General features: G+C 74.9%; 17 protein-coding genes. 8 read left to right on the top strand and 9 right to left on the bottom strand.

Annotation, left to right across the window (positions count from 1 at the left end; all coding sequences use genetic code 11):
* A partial coding sequence (locus CITRIK5_RS09535; RefSeq protein WP_159833597.1) for a VOC family protein occupies positions 1-828 on the top strand: 828 nt, incomplete at its 5' end.
* Positions 829-843: 15 nt separating this feature from the next.
* On the opposite strand, the gene CITRIK5_RS09540 is transcribed toward CITRIK5_RS09535, so the two are convergent.
* The 5 genes from CITRIK5_RS09540 to CITRIK5_RS09560 form a co-directional block, all read right to left on the bottom strand.
* Positions 844-1,821, bottom strand: a complete 978-nt coding sequence (locus CITRIK5_RS09540) for a bile acid:sodium symporter family protein (RefSeq protein ID WP_036382369.1) — start codon at positions 1,819-1,821, stop codon at positions 844-846.
* Positions 1,822-1,939: 118 nt separating this feature from the next.
* On the bottom strand, positions 1,940-2,935 hold the full coding sequence (locus CITRIK5_RS09545; RefSeq protein WP_123244128.1) for a hypothetical protein: 996 nt from the start codon (positions 2,933-2,935) through the stop codon (positions 1,940-1,942).
* A gap of 178 nt (positions 2,936-3,113) precedes the next feature.
* Positions 3,114-4,976, bottom strand: a complete 1,863-nt coding sequence (locus tag CITRIK5_RS09550) for an ABC transporter ATP-binding protein (RefSeq protein ID WP_061873187.1) — start codon at positions 4,974-4,976, stop codon at positions 3,114-3,116.
* Positions 4,977-5,034: 58 nt separating this feature from the next.
* Positions 5,035-5,505, bottom strand: a complete 471-nt coding sequence (locus CITRIK5_RS09555; protein ID WP_061866760.1) for an NUDIX domain-containing protein — start codon at positions 5,503-5,505, stop codon at positions 5,035-5,037.
* Positions 5,506-5,530: 25 nt separating this feature from the next.
* Positions 5,531-6,361 (bottom strand): LysE/ArgO family amino acid transporter, encoded by an 831-nt coding sequence (locus CITRIK5_RS09560; RefSeq protein ID WP_231862037.1) that lies wholly within the window; start codon positions 6,359-6,361, stop codon positions 5,531-5,533.
* A gap of 69 nt (positions 6,362-6,430) precedes the next feature.
* On the opposite strand from CITRIK5_RS09560, the gene CITRIK5_RS09565 reads away from it, so the two are divergent.
* The gene (locus tag CITRIK5_RS09565; RefSeq protein WP_084776531.1) at positions 6,431-7,354 is read left to right on the top strand and encodes an ArgP/LysG family DNA-binding transcriptional regulator; all 924 of its coding nucleotides are present in this window, start codon (positions 6,431-6,433) and stop codon (positions 7,352-7,354) included.
* 93 nt (positions 7,355-7,447) lie between these two features.
* Here CITRIK5_RS09565 and CITRIK5_RS09570 read toward each other — a convergent pair whose 3' ends face one another.
* From CITRIK5_RS09570 to CITRIK5_RS09585, 4 genes are all read right to left on the bottom strand, one after another.
* The gene (locus tag CITRIK5_RS09570) at positions 7,448-7,873 is read right to left on the bottom strand and encodes a WGxxGxxG family protein (protein WP_061866758.1); all 426 of its coding nucleotides are present in this window, start codon (positions 7,871-7,873) and stop codon (positions 7,448-7,450) included.
* Positions 7,874-8,013: 140 nt separating this feature from the next.
* Entirely contained in the window at positions 8,014-9,591 is a 1,578-nt protein-coding gene (locus tag CITRIK5_RS09575) for a HAMP domain-containing sensor histidine kinase (protein WP_223247485.1), read from the bottom strand.
* Positions 9,592-9,685: 94 nt separating this feature from the next.
* Complete coding sequence (locus CITRIK5_RS09580) at positions 9,686-10,414, bottom strand: response regulator transcription factor (protein ID WP_036314541.1); 729 nt, start codon at positions 10,412-10,414, stop codon at positions 9,686-9,688.
* A gap of 334 nt (positions 10,415-10,748) precedes the next feature.
* Entirely contained in the window at positions 10,749-11,492 is a 744-nt protein-coding gene (locus CITRIK5_RS09585) for a ubiquinone/menaquinone biosynthesis methyltransferase (RefSeq protein ID WP_036314489.1), read from the bottom strand.
* A 202-nt stretch (positions 11,493-11,694) separates the two neighbouring features.
* Here CITRIK5_RS09585 and CITRIK5_RS09590 point away from each other — a divergent pair, with 202 nt between their 5' ends.
* The 6 genes from CITRIK5_RS09590 to CITRIK5_RS09615 all read left to right on the top strand — a co-directional run bounded on the left by CITRIK5_RS09590 (position 11,695) and on the right by CITRIK5_RS09615 (position 17,588).
* A complete protein-coding gene (locus CITRIK5_RS09590; RefSeq protein WP_036314491.1) occupies positions 11,695-12,771 on the top strand; it encodes an ABC transporter substrate-binding protein in 1,077 nt (358 codons plus the stop codon).
* A gap of 9 nt (positions 12,772-12,780) precedes the next feature.
* A complete protein-coding gene (locus tag CITRIK5_RS09595; RefSeq protein WP_036314493.1) occupies positions 12,781-13,839 on the top strand; it encodes an iron ABC transporter permease in 1,059 nt (352 codons plus the stop codon).
* Entirely contained in the window at positions 13,836-14,906 is a 1,071-nt protein-coding gene (locus CITRIK5_RS09600; protein WP_036314495.1) for an iron chelate uptake ABC transporter family permease subunit, read from the top strand. The genes CITRIK5_RS09595 and CITRIK5_RS09600 overlap by 4 nt, the downstream gene beginning before the upstream one ends.
* On the top strand, positions 14,903-15,772 hold the full coding sequence (locus CITRIK5_RS09605) for an ABC transporter ATP-binding protein (protein WP_036314497.1): 870 nt from the start codon (positions 14,903-14,905) through the stop codon (positions 15,770-15,772). Before CITRIK5_RS09600 ends, CITRIK5_RS09605 begins: the two co-directional genes overlap by 4 nt.
* On the top strand, positions 15,769-16,824 hold the full coding sequence (locus tag CITRIK5_RS09610) for a siderophore-interacting protein (protein ID WP_036314499.1): 1,056 nt from the start codon (positions 15,769-15,771) through the stop codon (positions 16,822-16,824). The genes CITRIK5_RS09605 and CITRIK5_RS09610 overlap by 4 nt, the downstream gene beginning before the upstream one ends.
* Positions 16,825-16,922: 98 nt before the next feature.
* Complete coding sequence (locus tag CITRIK5_RS09615; RefSeq protein WP_036314501.1) at positions 16,923-17,588, top strand: SDR family oxidoreductase; 666 nt, start codon at positions 16,923-16,925, stop codon at positions 17,586-17,588.
* Position 17,589: the final 1 nt, after the last annotated feature.

Here is a 17,589-nt window from a genome sequence, read left to right on the forward strand (position 1 = left end):
CCCGCCGGCTCCCCCGCCTGGATCGACTACACCGCCCCCGACTTCGCCCGCCAGCAGGCCTTCTACGAGGCCCTCTTCGGCTGGTCCTTCACCGACTCCGGCGAGGAGTTCGGCCACTACCGCATGATCACCAAGGACGGCGCCTCCGTGGGCGGCGCCATGGACGCCGACCAGCTCTCGCAGATGACCGGCGAGGACGCCCCGCCCGCCGCGTGGACCGTGTACCTGCGCACACAGGACATGGACGCCACCCTCACCGCCGTGCGGGAGAACGGCGGCGCCGTGCTCGTGGACGCCATGCCCGTCGGCGACCTCGGTGTGATGGCCATGGCCGAGGGCCCGGGCCACGAGGTGGTGGGCTTCTGGCAGTCCGGCACCTTGGCCGGCCATGACCTGCCGCTCACCCCCGGCACCTCCGTGTGGTTCGAGCTCATGACGACCCGCTTCGACGAGTCCGCCGAGTTCTACCGCGCCGTGGCCGGCTGGCAGCCCACCCCGCTGGGGGACGACGGCGCCCCGGAGGACACGCAGACCGCGGCCGACGCCGAGGACGCGGCCCACGACGGCCCCCGCTACGCGACGAACCACCCGTTCGACCGCGCGACCGCGGGCCTGTGCGACGCGCGGGCCTGGCTGCCGCCGAACGCGGTGGGGTACTGGCGCATGTACATCGCCGTCGCGGACACGGACCGCGCGCTCGAGGTGATCCGCGAGCACGGCGGCACGGTCCTGGACGGCCCCCAGGACTCCCCGTTCGGCCGCGTCACCACCGTGCAGGACCCCGCCGGGGCCACGTTCCAAATCAACGAGCCGCCCGCGCAGGGCTGACCTGCGCCGCGGCCCTCACTCCTGCGCGGCGCGCCGGCCGTCGGAACGGCGGTAGGCCATCGCGAGCACGGCCCCGGAGAGGTTATGCCAGATCGAGAACACGGCGCCCGGCAGGGCTGCCGCCGGCGAGATGTACTGCGCGGCGAGGCCCGCGGCCAGGCCCGAGTTCTGCATGCCGACCTCGATCGAGACCGTGCGCGCCACGGGCGTGGGCAGCCGGAACAGCTTCGCCGCGCCGTAGCCGAGCAGGTAGCCGAGCCCGTTGTGCAGCACCACCGCTGCGAACACCAGCAGGCCCGCCGACAGCACGCGGGAGGCGCTGTTGCCGACGACGGCGGCCACCACCAGCGCGATGAACACCACCGAGACCCACGGCAGGGCGGGCAGCACGCGGTCGACGACGCGGCGCAGCAGCAGGCGCACGACGAGTCCGCCCAGGACCGGCAGGAGCACGATGTTCACGATGGACTTCGCCATGGCGCCGCCGTCGACGGCCATGTACTGGCCGGCCAGCCACAGGGTGAGCAACGGCGTGAGCAGCGGGGCCAGGAGCGTGGACACGGAGGTCATGGCCACGGAGAGGGCGGTGTCGGCGCGGGCGAGGTAGCTGACCACGTTCGAGGACGTGCCGCCCGGGGCCGAGCCCACGAGGATCACGCCCGCCGCGAGCTCGGGCGGCAGCTGGAGCACGACGGCGACGCCGAGCCCCAGCAGCGGCATGATCGCGTACTGCGCCACCACGCCCAGCAGCACGGGCAGCGGCCGGCGGGCGACGAGGCCGAAGTCCGGAAGGGTCAGCGTCAGGCCCATGCCGAACATGATGATCCCGAGGAACAGGTTGACCTGGGGCAGCAGCGTCTTCGCGGCGGTCGGGGCGAGGAAGCCCACGAGCGCGGCGGCGAGCACCAGCAGCGGGAAGACGGTGACGGCGATGCGTGCGGAGCGGTCTTCCGCGCGGCGGGCGTCGGTGGGGGCGGGATCCGGTGCGGTCATCCCGTCATGGTAGGAGCGCGACCGCGGTGCGTCGTCGCGTGACGCGGCGCCGTCGTCGGCCTTCCGGAATCTTCTGCGCCCCTGACCCTTCTGGACGTCCGCTCCCGCCCCAGAAGGGTCAGTTCCGCAGACGATCCTCCGCGCCACCGGCGTCGAGACCGCCACGCTCCGCGATCGCGGCCCGCACCAGCCCCGCCGTCTCGACGAATCCCCGCCACCGGTCCGTCCCCGCCACCCGGATGTTGAGCCAGCCCTGACGCAGGAACACCGCGTCCCGGCGGGTGTCCTTGCCGACCTGCGCGGCGCCGTCGTGGGTCTTGCCCTCGTAGTGGATCGCGATCCGCCACCACCGGTAGCCGAGGTCCGCGCTGGCGGGGTGCCACAGCGAGTAGTCCGGGTCCCAGAGCTCGATCTGCAGGTCCGGCTCGGGCAGCCCCGCGGCCATCAGCGCCAGGCGCAGTTCGGTCTCGGCCGGGGAGTCGGAACCGGTGCGCACGAGCGCGAGCGCCTCCCGCGCCCGCACGATCCCGGCCTCGCCGGTGTGCCGCTCGAGCGCGGCGCCGAGCTCCCGGCGGGTGGCCAGCGCGACCTTCCCCCGCCGTTCGTCCTCCCGTGCCAGCCGATCCCCCACCGCCACGAGCGCGTCTCGGTCCAGGACGGTGGCCAGGTGGAACCAGGTGTCGGCGTGCGAGGTCCATCGCAGCCCGTGCAGCCGGTCCCTCCGCACGAGGACGCGGTCCAGGTCCACGAGCCGGGTGCGCACGCCGGGCTCCCGTAGCACCCGGCGGGTGCGGGACCGCAGGACGGTAGGACGCACCCGGGCCTTCACGTCGTCCGGGAGGGGCCAGCCCAGCAACCGGGCCACGGACTCTCCGGTCACCACGACGTCGGGACGCATCGCCGCCAGGTCCTGCAGCCGGGACAGCTCGGTGGCGAGGGGACGCGCGGGCGGCGTCGCCCCGGTGACGGGGCCGATCCAGCGGTAGTGGCCGTGCGCGACGCGTTCGACGTCCCGGCTGCGCAGCCGCGACCCGGACACCCCGGCGGCCAGCGCCTGCGCCCGCGTGAACGGGGCGTCCTGGAGGTGGGCGGGGAAGGGTCCGGGCACGCGCATGGCCCCGATCCTGCTCGCTCCCGACGTCGGCGGGCCCGGTTGTCCACAGGCCCTGCGGAGGCGTCGGGCCGACGTCGTCGTGGACGTCCTGCCGCGCGCTGGGAATCCGTTGCACATCTGACCCTTCTGGGCCGCCGCGCAGCGCTCGGAAGGGTCGGATCCGCAGAAGATTCCGGGATCATCCGCTCAGCCCGTACTCCTTCAGCATCTTCCGGGCCTCCTGGGTGCCGGCCCTCTGCAGCTCGAGCAGCTGCGCGTAGATCCCGCCTGACTCGGCCAGCTCGGCCGGGGTCCCGATCTCCTGCACCTGCCCGCCGCGCAGCGTGACGATCCGGTCGACGGACGCGATCGTGCTCAGCCGGTGCGCCACGATCAGGCTCGACCGCCCCACCATCAGGTCCTCGAGGGCCGCCTGCACGAGCCGTTCGGACTTCGTGTCCAGTGCGGAGGTGGCCTCGTCCAGCACGAGGATCGGTGCGTCCTTGAGCACGGCCCGCGCCACCGCGATCCGCTGCCTCTGCCCGCCGGACAGCCGCAGCCCGCGCTCGCCGATCACCTGTTCGTAGCCGTCGTCGAACGCCTCCACGAACCGGTGCGCGTACGCGGCCTTGGCGGCGGCCCGGACGCGTTCGTTGGAGGCGCCGGCGTCCGCGTAGGCGATGTTCTCGCGCACCGTCCCGGAGAACAGGCTCGGCTCCTGGAACACGGTGGCGATCCGCCCGCGCAGCGCGGCCAGGTCCAGCCCGGCGACATCCTGTCCGAACACCTCGATGCGTCCGCTCGTCACCGGGTACAGACCCAGCAGCAGGTGCGCGATGGTCGACTTCCCGCCGCCCGACTCGCCCACGAGCGCCACCCTGGCACCCCGCGGGATGTCGAAGGACACGCGGTCCAGCACGGGGCGGGAGGCGTCGGCGTCGTAGGCGAAGGAGACCTCGTCGAAGCGCACGGCCGGCACGTCCGCGGGGACGCCCGGCGCACCCGGCACGACGTCGGCCCGCGGCTCCGCCGGCGTGCGCGGCGCCTCCGCACCCGCCACCGCGAGCGCCGCCCCGCCGGCCCGCTCGCGCTCCTCGGCGAGCACCTCGAAGTAGTCCTTCGACCCGGCGACGGCCCGCTGGGCGGAGTCCACGAGGAAGCTCATGGAGAAGATCGGCTGCCGGGCCATGTTCATCAGCTGCAGGAGGATCACCATGTCGCCCACGGAGAACAGGCCCTGCGCGGTGCGGACGAACACGATCAGGTACATCGCGCCGAAGGCCACGTTCAGGGCGAGCCGCCGCCCGGCGTCCATGCCGTGCCAGAACCGGGACTGCTGCCGGGTGATCCCCACGGTCCGCAGGAACCGGTCGCGGAACCCGGTGAGCTCGTGGTCCTGCCGGTTGTAGGCCCGCACCACGGACATCTGAGAGACCACCTCGGCGAACCGCCCCGAGGCGATGTCCACCTCCGTGTTCTTCTCCCCCTCCCACACCTGCCACTTCGCGGAGGTGCGGGCGGTGAGCCACATGTACACGGGGAAGACGACGGCCAGCAGGATCGCCAGCGGCCACCAGTAGAACGCGGTGATCACGAGCACCGCGGCGGTGGTGATGAGCATGGTGAACGCGTTGTTCGCGAAGAACTGCAGGAACTGGGTGAGCTCGTTGATGGTGCGGTTCAACCGGTTGACGACCCGCCCGGTGATCGCGGTGTCGAAGTACCGCTGGGGCAGGTGCAGCAGCTGCTCGAAGTACCGCGTGGAGAGGATGGTGCGCATGCGTGCGGCCATCACGTCGCCCCAGTAGCCGCCGACGCTCACCACCAGGGTGGTCGCCACCTCGACGGCGAGGAACGCGACCGCCAGCCAGGTCACCGCGGTGACGGCCTCGGCCACGTCGGTCTCCCCCGCGACGGCGGCGACGATCCGGTCCGTGGCCGCACCGATCAGGAACGGGGTGGCCAGGGCCAGCACCGCGGCCAGCACGGAGCTGACGGCGATGCCGAGGTAGAGGCGGTGGAGCTGGGGCGCAAGGCGCAGGATGCGGAGCAGCGACGTCACCGGGCCAGGCTAGTGGCCGGGGCGGACATCAGCGCGGGCCGGCCGGCCCGCCAGGACGTCAGAACGGGGGCGTGGCGGCGACGGCGGCCAGCACGGGGTGCAGCAGCGGGGCCACGCCGTGCCCGCCCGGTGCGGCCGGGGCGGCGGGGTCCATCCAGTGCAGCTCGACGATCTCGTCCGTCGGCTCGGGGACCTCGTGCCGGGCGACGGGCCGCCACAGCGCGAACACCTCCGAGTGCAGGGCGGCACCGGGCTCGTTGGCCGCGGCGGTGTCCCACGCACCGAGGCGGGTCAGCTCGTCCGGGCGCAGGCGCAACCCGGTCTCCTCGGCCACCTCGCGGACGGCGGTGTCCACGGCGGCCTCGCCGGGCAGGTGCTTGCCGCCGGGGAACATGAACATGGCGGTGCCGGCCTTGCGGACGGTCAGCACGCGGCGGTCCGGGCGGGCCAGCACGACGGCGGAGACGCGGATGACCTCCCCGCCCGCGACGGTCGGCGTGCGGGCGGAGTCGGAGGGGGAAGGACTCATGCCCCCATCATCCTCCCCGGGCGGCTCAGAGGAGCGTGAGCCCCACCTTCACGGCGATTCCCAGCATGAGCACGCCCACCACGGCGTCCACGATCCGCCACGTCCGCGCCGAGTCCATGGACGGGGCGAGCTTGGTGCCGCCCCAGCCGAGCGCGGTGAACCAGACGAGCGAGGCCGCCACCGCGCCGCCCACGTACACCCACTTCGCCGCCCCGAACGTCTGCGCGAAGGTGCCCATCATCACCACGGTGTCGAGGATGGCGTGCGGGTTCACCAGGGAGACGGACAGCGCCAGCAGGATGATCCGCGGCAGCGGCGTCTGCGGGCGGTCCAGCGCCACGCGGCGCGGCTGCACGCGCTGCCGCACCGCCACCGACCCGCCGCCCGAGGGGGCGCCGAAGCCGGGCGCGCCGTCGTCGTGACGGCCGACGCCGGCCCCGGCCGGCTCGCGATCGGCCAGGCGGCCGGTCGCCGGGTCGATCAGCGGCAGCTCGCCGGTGAGGACCGCGAGGTCGATGCGGTCAGGGCCGTGCCCGGTCCCCTCGACGTCCGCGGCCGCGGTGGTGAGGGTCCGGTCCCCGCGCCAGGCGGAGCGCAGCGCGCCCACGGCGAACGCGAGGAGGTAGACCACGCCGGCCACGGTCAGCGCGGGCACGAGCCACGGCCAGCGTTCGGCCACCACGCCCACGCCGCCGGCGCCGAGCACGAGCAGCGCCACATCGGCCACGAAGCACACGGTCAGGACGGTCCACACGCGGTCGCGTCGGACGATCTGGCGCAGCAGGAACAGGGTCTGCGCGCCGATGGCGACGATGAGGGCGAGGTAGGTCAGGAATCCGGTGGCGAAGATGGTCACCGAGCGAGGATAGGAGCCGTCCCACGTCCGTGCCATCGCGATCTTCTTCAAGATCTGAAGACATCCTTCATGACCACCCCTACCCTGGACCGCATGAACTCCGACCACCTGCGCGCCCTCGTCGCGGCCGTCGACCACGGCACCTTCGACGCCGCCGCGGACTCCCTGCGGATCTCCGGCTCGGCCTTCTCGCAGCGGATCAAGGCCCTCGAGCGGCAGGTGGGCCAGGTGCTCCTGGCCCGCACCGTCCCCGTCCGGCCGACCGCGGCCGGAGAGCGCCTGCTCCGTCTCGCCCGGCAGACCCTCGCACTCGAGGACGAGGCGCTCGCCGCGCTCGGCCGCGGCGACGGAGGCCGCGTGCCGCTGCGCGTGGCCCTCAACGCGGACTCCCTCGACACGTGGTGGGAGCCCGTGCTGCGCGAGGCGGCGACGTGGGACGACGTCGTCCTGCAGATGCAGTCCGAGGATCAGGAGCACACCGCCGTCCTGCTGCGGGACGGCGCGGTCGTGGCCGCCGTGACGGACGACCCCACGCCCGTGGCCGGGTGCACCTCCACCCCGCTGGGCACGATGCGCTATCACGCGGTGTGCGCGTCCTTCCTGCTGGAGCTGCACCGCGACGCGCGGGGCCGGGTGGACTTCGGCTCGCTGCCGATCGTGGACTACGGCCCCCGTGACGGCCTGCAGCACACGGTGCTGCGCCGCGTCACCCGCGGCCGGCCCGTGGCCGACCCGCCGACCCACCTCGTGCCGTCCGTGCACGCGTATCTGCGGGCGGTGGAGCTCGGGCTGGGCTGGGGCATGCTCCCCTCGGTGCAGATCCCGCCGGGCGTGCTCGAGGGCCGGCACCCCGACCTCGAGCCGATCCCGGCCCTCGGCGCGGCCGACGTGCACCTGCACTGGCAGCGCTGGACGGCCGGGACCGCGGCTCTGGACCGCCTCACGGACGCGGTGCTGCGCGCCGCGCCCTCGGCGGGGGACACCGCGGACTGACGGGCGCATTCGAGACTCTCCCGGACACACCGCGACCCCCGCCGGAGGGGCGGGGGTCGCGGTCACGGGCCGCTCGGGGCGGCCGGGGTCGGGTCAGCGGGCGTCGCCGGTGCCCGGGCGGCGGGTGGCGTCGCCCAGGGTGCCGTCGGCCTCGCGACGGCGGGCGTCCGCGCCCTCGGTGCGCACGTCGCCGGCGCGGTCGTCCACGCGGTGCACGTCGTGGTCACGGTGCGCGCCGGCCACGTGGTGGTCGCGGCGCACGGGCTCGGCGTGCACCTCACGCTTGCGGCGACCGGCCAGGCCCGCGAGGCCCAGCAGGCCGGCCAGGCCCCACAGGCCCCAGTTGCCGTTGTCGTCCTTCTCCTCCTCCTGGGGGGCGGGCGACTCGGAGGCCGGTGCCGTGGTGGCGGTCTCGGTGGCCGGGGCCGTGGTCTGCGCGACGGCGGCGGGGGCACCGAGGCCGGTGACGACGGCGGCGCCGAGGGTCAGGGCGGTGGCGGTGCGGCGGATGTCAGTCATGATCGTGCTCCTCTCACCGGCGGCCTGCGCCGACCGGCGTCGGGGTGGATCGGCCGGAAGTCCCGGACGACCCTGTCGGTCATACACAGGCACCGTACGCATAGGGGGGTGGGGATACGTCAACGGTTGCCGTCCCGGGGTCAGGGCCGGCCGGCCCGGGCGGAGCCGCAGCAGGAGCCCGCAGCCCCCGGCCCGGCGCGCCCCGGGGTGCAGGGCACGACGACGTCGAAACGCGTCCACCCGCCCTCGGACGCCACGGTCACGTCCCCGCCGTGGCTGCGCGCGATCGAGCGCACGATGGCCAGACCCAGACCCGTGGACGGCTCCGTGCCCGGGGGGCCCGTCCGGCCCTTCCCGGGGCCGCGGACGAAGCGGTGGAAGAGGGTGGCGTGTCGGTCGGCCGGGATGCCGCCGCCGTCGTCGTGGACGCTGACGAGCATGAAGCCGGGCCGGGGCTGGTCCTGCCGCACGGAGGCCGTGACGGTGGTCCCGACGGGGGTGTGCTTGGCCGCGTTGGAGAGCAGGTTGCCGACCACGCGGGCCAGCTGCGACCGGTCACCGGTGACGGACCGCTGGGTGCCCGGCTCCACCCCCTCGGGCAGGTCCACCACCCACGTGTGGTCCGGCCACGCCGCGCGGGCGTCCATCACCCCCTCGAGGACCACCTCGGACAGATCCACCCGTTCGGCCAGCGCCACCTCCTCGGAGGGCTCCAGGCCCATGGCCCGGCCGCGCGAGACGGACTCGAGCCGTTCGAGCAGGAGCATGTCGTCCACGAGGGCGGCCATCCGGTCGGCCTGGAACAGCACCCGGTCGAGCGACCGCCGGCCGGCCGCGGAGAGCTCCTCCGTCATCGCGATCATCTCGGCGTAGCCGCGCACCGAGGCGAGCGGCGTGCGCAGCTCGTGGGAGGCGTCCGCCATGAACCGGCGCATCTGCTGCTCCTGCACGCGGCGCTGCTCCAGGGCCGCCTCGACCGAGCCGGTGAACCGTTCGAGCGCCTGGGCGACGACGGCCACCTCGTCCGGCCCCTGCAGGAGCCGAGGCGGCATGCGTGAGTCCTCCGGATCGAGCCCGGCGCGGGCCATGTCCACCTGGGCGACCCGCTCGGCGACGGCGGCGACCTCGCGCAGCGGGGCCAGTCCCCGACGCAGCCACAGGGTCACCAGGATCGCGGTGGTGAGGACGGTGACGGACAGTCCGACGGCGACCGCGAGCAGCGCCTGCCGTGTGACGTCGGACATGGCGCCCGTCGGCGCCCCCACCACGAGCACCTGGTCCGCGGCCACCCAGGGGCCCGGCGCGGTCAGGGTCTGGGCCTGGACGCGATAGGAGACGTCGCCGACGACGGCGTCCAGCATCGGCCCGCCCGGCCGGTCCCGGAGGGCGTGCAGAAGGTCGTGGGCCTCCCGCGCCGTGAGCGGCACGGACTCCCCGGCGTCACCGACCCGGTGCCCGATGAGGGCGTCCTGCTGATGCTCCTCCAGACCGGAGAGCGGGACGAGCGCGACCACCGTGCCCTCGGGCTGGCCGAGGGTGCCCGGCACGCGGAGGTCCCCCTGCCCCGGGCCGCCGTCGCCCCCTCCGCCCGGCGAGGGGGCCGTCAGCTGCTCCGAGGCGCGGATCCATGCTTCGGAGGCGTCCCGGGAGGCGGATTCGGTCAGCAGGGCCTTCGTGATGCCGGCCGCGTAGAACGAGTAGGCCAGGATGGTGGCCATCAGGATCAGAAGGACGCCGGCGCCGATGCGTCGGGCCAGCGACGTGGGCCGCCTGCGGCGGGTGCTGCCGTGCCCCGACGGGACCGCGGCGGTCTCAGGCAGGCCGGATGACATACCCGGCGCCGCGGATGGTGTGGATCATGGGATCCCGGTCCGCGTCGATCTTCTTCCGCAGGTAGGAGATGTACAGCTCGACGATGTTCGCGCGGCCGCCGAAGTCGTAGCCCCAGACGTCCTGCAGGATGCGCTCCTTGGAGAGCACCGTGCGGACGTTGGCCATGAGGAACTTCAGCAGGTTGTACTGCGTGGCCGTCAGCTCGATCTCGTCGCCGCCGCGGGTCACCTCGTGGGTGCGGGTGTTCATCACCAGGTCGCCGACCACGAGCACCTCGGAGCCGCCCGAGACCACGCCGGAGCGCTGCACGAGCCGGTGCGCGCGGATGAGCACCTCCTCCATGGAGAAGGGCTTGGTCACGTAGTCGTCGCTGCCGGCGGCCAGGCCCGCCACGCGGTCCTCGGTCGCGTCCTTGGCGGTGAGGAACATGGCGGGCATCTCCGACCAGTGGGCGCGCAGGCGATCCAGGACGTCCAGGCCGTCCATGTCCGGCAGCATGACGTCCAGGATCGCCAGGTCCGGACGGCCGGCGGTGCCCAGCTCGGCGGCGGTCGCGCCGTCGTGGGCCACGATCACCTCCCAGCCGCAGAGGGTGAAGCCCATGGAGAGCAGGTCGGCGATCATCGGCTCGTCGTCCACGACGAGCACCCGCACCGGCGCGCCGTCCGGGTGCGAGAGCTCGGGCAGGACCTTCTTCAGCTCCGCCATGGATGACGGGCCGGTGGTGCTCTGGATGGGGCTCACAAGGTTCCTCTACGTTCAAGAGACGGTTCACGGTGCCCACGCGGACGTCGCGGGCTGCGGGGGACGAGCGCCTCGCGACGGAGGGGCGACGCCGTTCCGGGGGATGGCGGACGGGCGGCGACCGGAGGCCGGGGGGTGCGCGGATCCCCCCTCGACGGAGCCCCATGCTACGCGGATCAGCCGGGTCGGCCCAGAGTCTTCTCGGATTGCGGACATCAGCGTGACTCGTCACAGCCCTGACGCATCCGGCGGCGCCACCGGGGCCGCCCTGTGCTGACGCCGCGCCGCGTGGCCCGCGTCAGTCGACCGGCTTCATGGCCCAGTGCGTGGCCAGGGTGCCGAACATGTGGGTCTCGTGCCCGATGTTCACGAAGCCGGCCTCGGCGAAGAGGTCCGCGACCTCGTCCGGCGTGTGGAACGCCTTCGTCGAGGAGGACAGGTACGCGTAGGCCTCCGGCCGGTCGGCGATCAGCTTCGCCAGCTGTGGCATCACCCGGTGGATGTAGAAGGAGGAGAAGGGCTTGAGCACGTTGTCCGGCGCCGGCGACGTCTCGAGGGCCGCGACCCAGCCGCCCGGGCGCAGCACACGGAACTGCTCGGCGAGGGTCGCCGGGATGTCCGCGACGTTGCGCAGCAGGTAGCCGTGGGTCACGGCGTCGAACGAGCCGGCCTCGAACGGCAGGTCCGTGGCGTCCGCGACGACCCACTCGATGCGGTCCCCGCCCGCGCGGGCACGGCCGACCTCCATCATCTCGGCGGCGATGTCGGCGCCCACCACCTGCGCGTCGGGGTGCTGCTTGAGCACCTCGAACGCGAGGTCCCCGGTGCCGGTGGCCAGGTCGAGCACGCGGGCCTGCGCGGGGATGTTGGCCCGCGCCACCGTGCGGCGCACCAGGCGCGGCTCCTGACCCCATGTCATGACGGCGTTCATCAGGTCGTAGCGGCCGGCGATGGCGTCGAACATCGCGGAGACCCGGTCGTGGTGGTCGGCGGCGCCGCGCTGCGCGTCGCCGCGCGGGGCGGGGAGGGGGTTCTGGCTCACCAGGCCACCGTATCCCGCCCACCTCCCCCGACGACGCCCCTCACCGGGATTGCACAGGGGAGTTAGGTTGCCCTAATCTTCCAGAGTTACCTCACGTCGGTGTTTGCTAATACCGGCCCGGCAGGGCCGACGCATCCTCCGACCGCAGACCCGACCCCCTCCGCCCGGCGCCCGCGCGTCGCGACCGTGAAAGGCCACCACCATGGCACCGTCCCCCCTGTCCCGCCGCTCCCTCCTCGCCAGCGGGGGAGTCGGGCTCACCCTCCTGCTCGCCGCGTGCTCCACCGGCCCGGCCGGAGGCTCGGCCTCGTCCTCGTCGGCCGGTGCGTCGTCGTCAGACGCCGCGGGCGGGGACGCCGCGTTCCCGCGCAGCATCGAGCACGTCTACGGCACCACCGAGATCCCGCAGCGCCCGGCCCGCGTGGCCACCGTGTCCTGGGTGAACCAGGACGTGGCCCTCGCCCTCGGGGTGGTGCCGGTGGGCGTGGCCGCCGTGGAGTTCGGCGGGAACGCGGAGAAGTCCACCGACTGGTTCGACGCGAAGCTCGCCGAGACCGAGGGCGCCCAGAAGCCCGTGCAGTGGTCCGAGGCCTCCGGCATCGACGCCGAGGCGATCGCCGCCGTGAAGCCGGACGTCATCCTCGCCGTCTACTCCGGCATCACGCAGGAGGACTACGACCGCCTCTCGAAGATCGCCCCCACAGTGGCCTACCCGAAGGACGTCCCCGCCTACGGCACCTCGTGGCAGCAGTCCACGGAGGTCATCGGCCGCGTGCTCGGCAAGGAGCAGGAGGCGGAGGAGCTCATCGCGGACCTCGAGCAGCAGATCAAGGACGCCGGCGAGAAGCACGCGGGCCTCCAGGGCGCGTCCTTCGTCTACGGCACCATCGACCCCGCCGCCGCGGACCAGATCAGCATCTACACGGACGTGGACAACCGCCCGAAGTTCCTCGAGCTGCTCGGCATGGAGCAGGCGCCGGTGGTGACGGAGAACTCCCCGGAGGACCAGGCGTTCTTCTTCACGTGGTCGCCCGAGCGCGCGGACGAGCTGGAGTCGGACGTGTTCGTCTCCTGGGCCGCCCAGGACTCGGTCCGCGAGGCCATCGAGTCCGACCCCCTGCTGGGCTCGATCCCGGCCGTGAAGGCCGGCGCCCTCGTCCTGCAGACGGACGAGCAGGAGGTCCTCTCCGTCTCCGCGATCTCCCCGCTGTCCATCCCGTTCGCGCTCGAGAAGGTCGTCCCGCCGATCGCCGAGGCCGCGAAGACCGCGCAGGGCTGATCCCTCCCCATGCCGTCCACGGCCCTGGCCTCCCCGGCCCGCGTCCGCGCGGGCGTGCTGATGGGCGCCCTGCCCGCGGCGCTGCTGCTGGCGGCGCTCGTGGCCGGCGTCGCCCTCGGCGCGCGCACCGTGCCGGCGACGACGGCGCTCGACACCCTGGGCGCGGTCCTCACCGGGCACCCCGTGCCGGAGGGCATCGAGGCGGCGGCCGTGGCCTCCCGCGTGCCCCGCGTGGTGACGGGGGCGCTGGTGGGGGCGGCGCTGGCCGTGGCCGGCGCCGCCCTGCAGGGGGCCACCCGCAACCCGCTCGGCGACCCGGGGCTGCTCGGGCTCTCCGCCGGCGCGGGGCTGGCCGTGGCGGCGGGCATGGCGCTCGGCGTCGCCGGCTCCACGTTCGGGGTGCTGGCGCTGGCCGCCGTCGGGACGCTGGTCGCGGCGGCGCTCGGCTACGCGGTGGCGGCGGCCGCCACGCGGAGGGGCCGGACGACACCCGGCGCCCCCTCCCCCATGGCGCTCGTGCTGGCCGGCGCCGCGATCACCGCCGGCGCCACCGCCGGCACCACGGCGCTGCTCGTGCTCTCCCCCACGGTCCAGGACCGACTGCGCTTCTGGGCCGTGGGCACGGTGGCCCGCGCCGACCTCGGCGAGGCGCTCGCCCTGGCGCCCGTGATCGCCGTCGGGCTGCTCGCCGCCGTCGCCGTGGCCCCCGGGCTCGACGCCCTCGCCCTCGGCGACGACCTCGCGCACGGTCTGGGCGGGCGCCCGGAGCGGGTGCGCGCGGTGCTGCTGGGCGCGGTCGTGCTGCTCACGGCCGCGGCGGTGGCGCTGGCCGGGCCGGTCGGGTTCGTGGGGCTGCTCGTGCCCCACGCGCTGCGCCGTCTGCGGCCGCCGAGCACGCGAGCCCTGATGGCCGGCTGCGCCCTGTGGGGCGCCGTCCTCGTGATCCTCGCGGACCTCGCCGGGCGGCTCGTCGTGGCGCCCGGGGAGATCCACCTCGGGGTGACCACCGTCCTGCTCGGCGTGCCCGTGCTGCTGGCGCTGCTGCGCCGCCCGGGGGTGGCCGCATGAACCTCCAGCACACCGCCCCGGACGACGTCGTCGCCCGCCTGCGCCGCTCCGACCGGCGCCGCCTCGGACGGGCCTGCGCGGGCCTCGCCGTGGCCGTGCTGGTCCTCGCCCTGCTGCGCGTGGTGTGGGGCACGTACCAGGTGACCGTCCCGGACCTCGTGCGGATCCTGGGCGGGGAGACGATCCCGGGAGCGAGCTTCATCGTGCTGGAGGAGAAGCTGCCCCGCGCCGTGGCCGCAGTGCTCACCGGCGCCGCCCTGGGCGCGGCCGGCGCGCTCTACCGGCGCACGCTGCGCAACCCCCTGGCCTCGCCGGACATCCTGGGCGTCACCCAGGGCGCCGCGGCGGCGGTCGTGCTGGGGATGCTGGCGACCGCCGGGCAGACCGGCGGAGGATCGGACCTGATGCGCGCCGCCACGGCACTGATCGGCGGCCTTGTGGCGGTGGCCGCCGTGTTCGCCACGGCCCGCTCCGTGGGGGGCGAACGGTTCGTGGTGGCCGGCATCGCGGTGGCGGCGGCGGGCCAGGCCGTGGTGGCCGGGGCGATGCTCTCGCTGGCCCAGCACGACCTGCAGTCGGCCACCGTCTGGATCGCCGGCTCGCTCAACGGCGTCACGTGGGGCCGCATTGCGCTGCTCGCGGGCGTGCTCGCGGCCGCCCTGCCGCTGGCGGGGGCGCTCCACACGCAGCTGGCCCCGGCCGACGTCGGCCCGGACCTCGCACACGCCCTCGGCGCCCGAGCGCGCCCCACCTCGGCCGCGGCGCTGGGGCTCGGCGCAGTGCTGGCCGCCGTGGCGACCGCCGTCGTGGGGCCGCTGGCGTTCGTCGCGCTGCTGGCCACCCCGGTGGCGCGCGGGCTCACCCGCGGCCTGCCCTCCCTGCCCGCGGCGGCGCTCACGGGCGCCGCGCTCGTGCTGCTCGCGGACCTCGTGGCCGGCGAGGCCGTCCCCCTGCTCACCGGCGCCGCCCTGCCCACCGGTGTGCTCACCGGCGCCGCCGGCGCCCCGCTCATGCTCTGGCTGCTGCTGCGCCAGGGCCGGACCCCAGGAGGCGTGCGCCCCGCATGACCGCTCCCCCGCTCACCGTCCCGTCCCCCGCCGCACCGCGCGCCGGGGCCGCCGACGACGTCGCGATCCGCCTGCGCGGCCTGACGCTCGGCTACGGCCCGGCCTCGGCACCGCCGATCGTCGAGGACCTCGACCTGGACGTGCCCGCCGGGCGCGTCACCGCGATCATCGGCGCCAACGGCTGCGGCAAGTCCACGCTGCTGCGCGGCCTGACCCGCCAGCTCGCCCCGCGCGCCGGGAGCATCGAGGTGCTCGGCCGGGACGCCGCCCGCGTGTCCGCGCGCGACTACGCCCGCACCGTGGCGCTGCTGCCCCAGCATCCCGTGGCGCCCGAGGGCATGACGGTGGCGCAGCTCGTGGCGCGCGGCCGTCACCCGCACCGCGGGCTCCTGGGCGGCCGGGCCGCCGGCGACGACGCCGCGATCGCCTCGGCGCTCGAGCGCACCGACCTCGTGGAGCTCGCCGACCGCGAGGCCGGCACGCTCTCCGGCGGGCAGCGGCAGCGGGCGTGGCTCGCCCTCGTGCTCGCCCAGCAGACCCCGGTGGTGCTCCTCGACGAGCCCACGAGCTACCTCGACCTCAGCCATCAGGTGGAGGTGCTGGACCTGGTGCGCGCGCTCCCGGACCCGCGCGGCGGGGGCCGGGCGACCGTCGTCGCGGTGCTGCACGAGCTGAACCTGGCGGCGCGCAGCGCGGACCACATCGTGGCGATGGCCGCGGGCCGGGTGGTGGCGCAGGGCACGCCGGGCGAGGTGATCGTGCCGGAGGTGCTGGCCGAGGTGTTCGGCCTGGACGCGGACGTGGTGGCCGACCCGCTGCTGGGCCACCCCGTGGTGCTGCCGCGCGGGGACGGGGACCGCCGATGAGCGCCGACGGCATGATCGTGGCGCACACGCGCGTGGTGTCCGTGGAGCAGCCGTGCCGCGGATTGCGGCGGATCGTGCTGGCGGGGCCGGACCTGGAGGCCGCCAGCGGGGACCTGCTGGGACTGCTGCCGCCCGGCGTCGCCGACCTGCACGCCCTGTACCGGGGCGCGCGGCCGCGCCGGGACGCCTACGTGAAGCTGCTGATCCCCCCACCGGGCGGGACATCGGCGGACCCGGACCTGTCCGCCGGGTTCCGGGCCGGGTTCCTGGCCATCCCCGAGGAGGAGCGCGGCTGGATGCGCACGTACACGGTGCGCTCGGCCGGGCTCGTGCGGCTCGACGGGCGGCAGGTGCCCTCGCTGACCGTGGACGTGGTGCTGCACGGCGACCCGGACGACCCCGCCGACCCGCATCAGGGGCCGGGCCTGCGCTGGGCGCGCGCCGTCCAGGCGGGGGACGCGGTGAACGTGCTGGTGCCCTCGGCGGAGGCGCCGGCGTGGTCCGGCTGGCGGCAGACGGGGGCGCACCGTGTGCTGGCCGTGGGCGACGAGACCGCCGTCCCCGCCCTGGTGTCCGTGGCGGAGGAGCTCGCGGACCCGTTCGGCGGGTTCGACGGCGAGGCGGACCTCGTGCTCGAGCTGCCCCACGACGGGCAGGCCGCCGACCTCATCGCCGAGCGCCTGGCCGTCCCCGAGCCGTGGGACTGGCGGGCCGTGACGGAGCTGACGGACCGGGGCCGCGTGCGCCTGCACGTGGGCCGCCGGGCGCCGGGGGCGCCGTCGGGGTCCTGGGCGCACGCCCGCCTCGCCGCCCTGCTGGGCGTGGACCCCGACGACGCCGGCGGGCCGGTCGCGCCGCCCGCGGCCTCCGTCGAGCGCGAGTGGACCGTCGCCGCCCTCGAGGCCGACGAACGGCCCGAGGCCTACGTGTTCCTCGCCGGGGAGTCCGCGATGGTGCGCGCCCTGCGCCGGCTCAGCGTGGGCCCCGGCGGCGTGCCGAAGAAGCACGTCTCCTTCATGGGCTACTGGCGGCAGGGCCAGGCGGAGAGCTGAGGAGTGGGGTGGTGGAGCGCCGCTCCACCCTCGCACCGGCGTCGGGCTCTCCCTACTGTGGAAGTCCAGCACCCGATCGAACCGAAGGAGAGATCCCCATGACCCGCACCGTGATCATCGGCGGCCACGGCAAGGTGGCCCTCCTCGCCGCACCCCTGCTGGCGGAGGCCGGCCACGACGTCGTCTCGATCATCCGCAACCCCGACCACGCCGAGGACGTCCGCGCCGCCGGCGCCGAACCGCTCGTCCTGGACATCGAGAAGGCGGACCAGGAGGAGCTGCTCCACGCGCTGCGCGACGCGGACAACGTCGTGTTCTCCGCGGGCGCGGGCGGCGGGGACGCCCAGCGCACCCGGGCCGTGGACCACGACGCCGCCGTCGCCAGCATGCGCGCCGCCGAGGCCGCGGGCGTGCGGCGCTACGTGATGGTGTCCTACCTCGGCGCGTCCCTGCACCACGACGTGCCCGAGGACGACCCCTTCTACGCCTACGCGCAGGCCAAGGCCGAGGCGGACGAGGCGCTGCGGGACTCCGGGCTGGCCTGGACCATCCTCGGTCCCGGCACCCTGACCGATGAGGAGCCGTCCGGCCGCATCACCGTGGACCCGGATCTCTCCGACTCCGATGCCCCGCAGCGTGGGGCCAGCCGCGGCAACGTCGCCCGAGCGATCGTGGCCGTGCTCAACGAACCGGGCACGGTGGGCCGGAAGATCGACTTCGTGGACGGCGACGTGCCCGTGGCCGAGGCCGTCCGCGGCGACTGAC

This window comes from Micrococcus sp. 116 (assembly GCF_902506395.1).
Lineage (GTDB): Bacteria > Actinomycetota > Actinomycetes > Actinomycetales > Micrococcaceae > Micrococcus > Micrococcus luteus.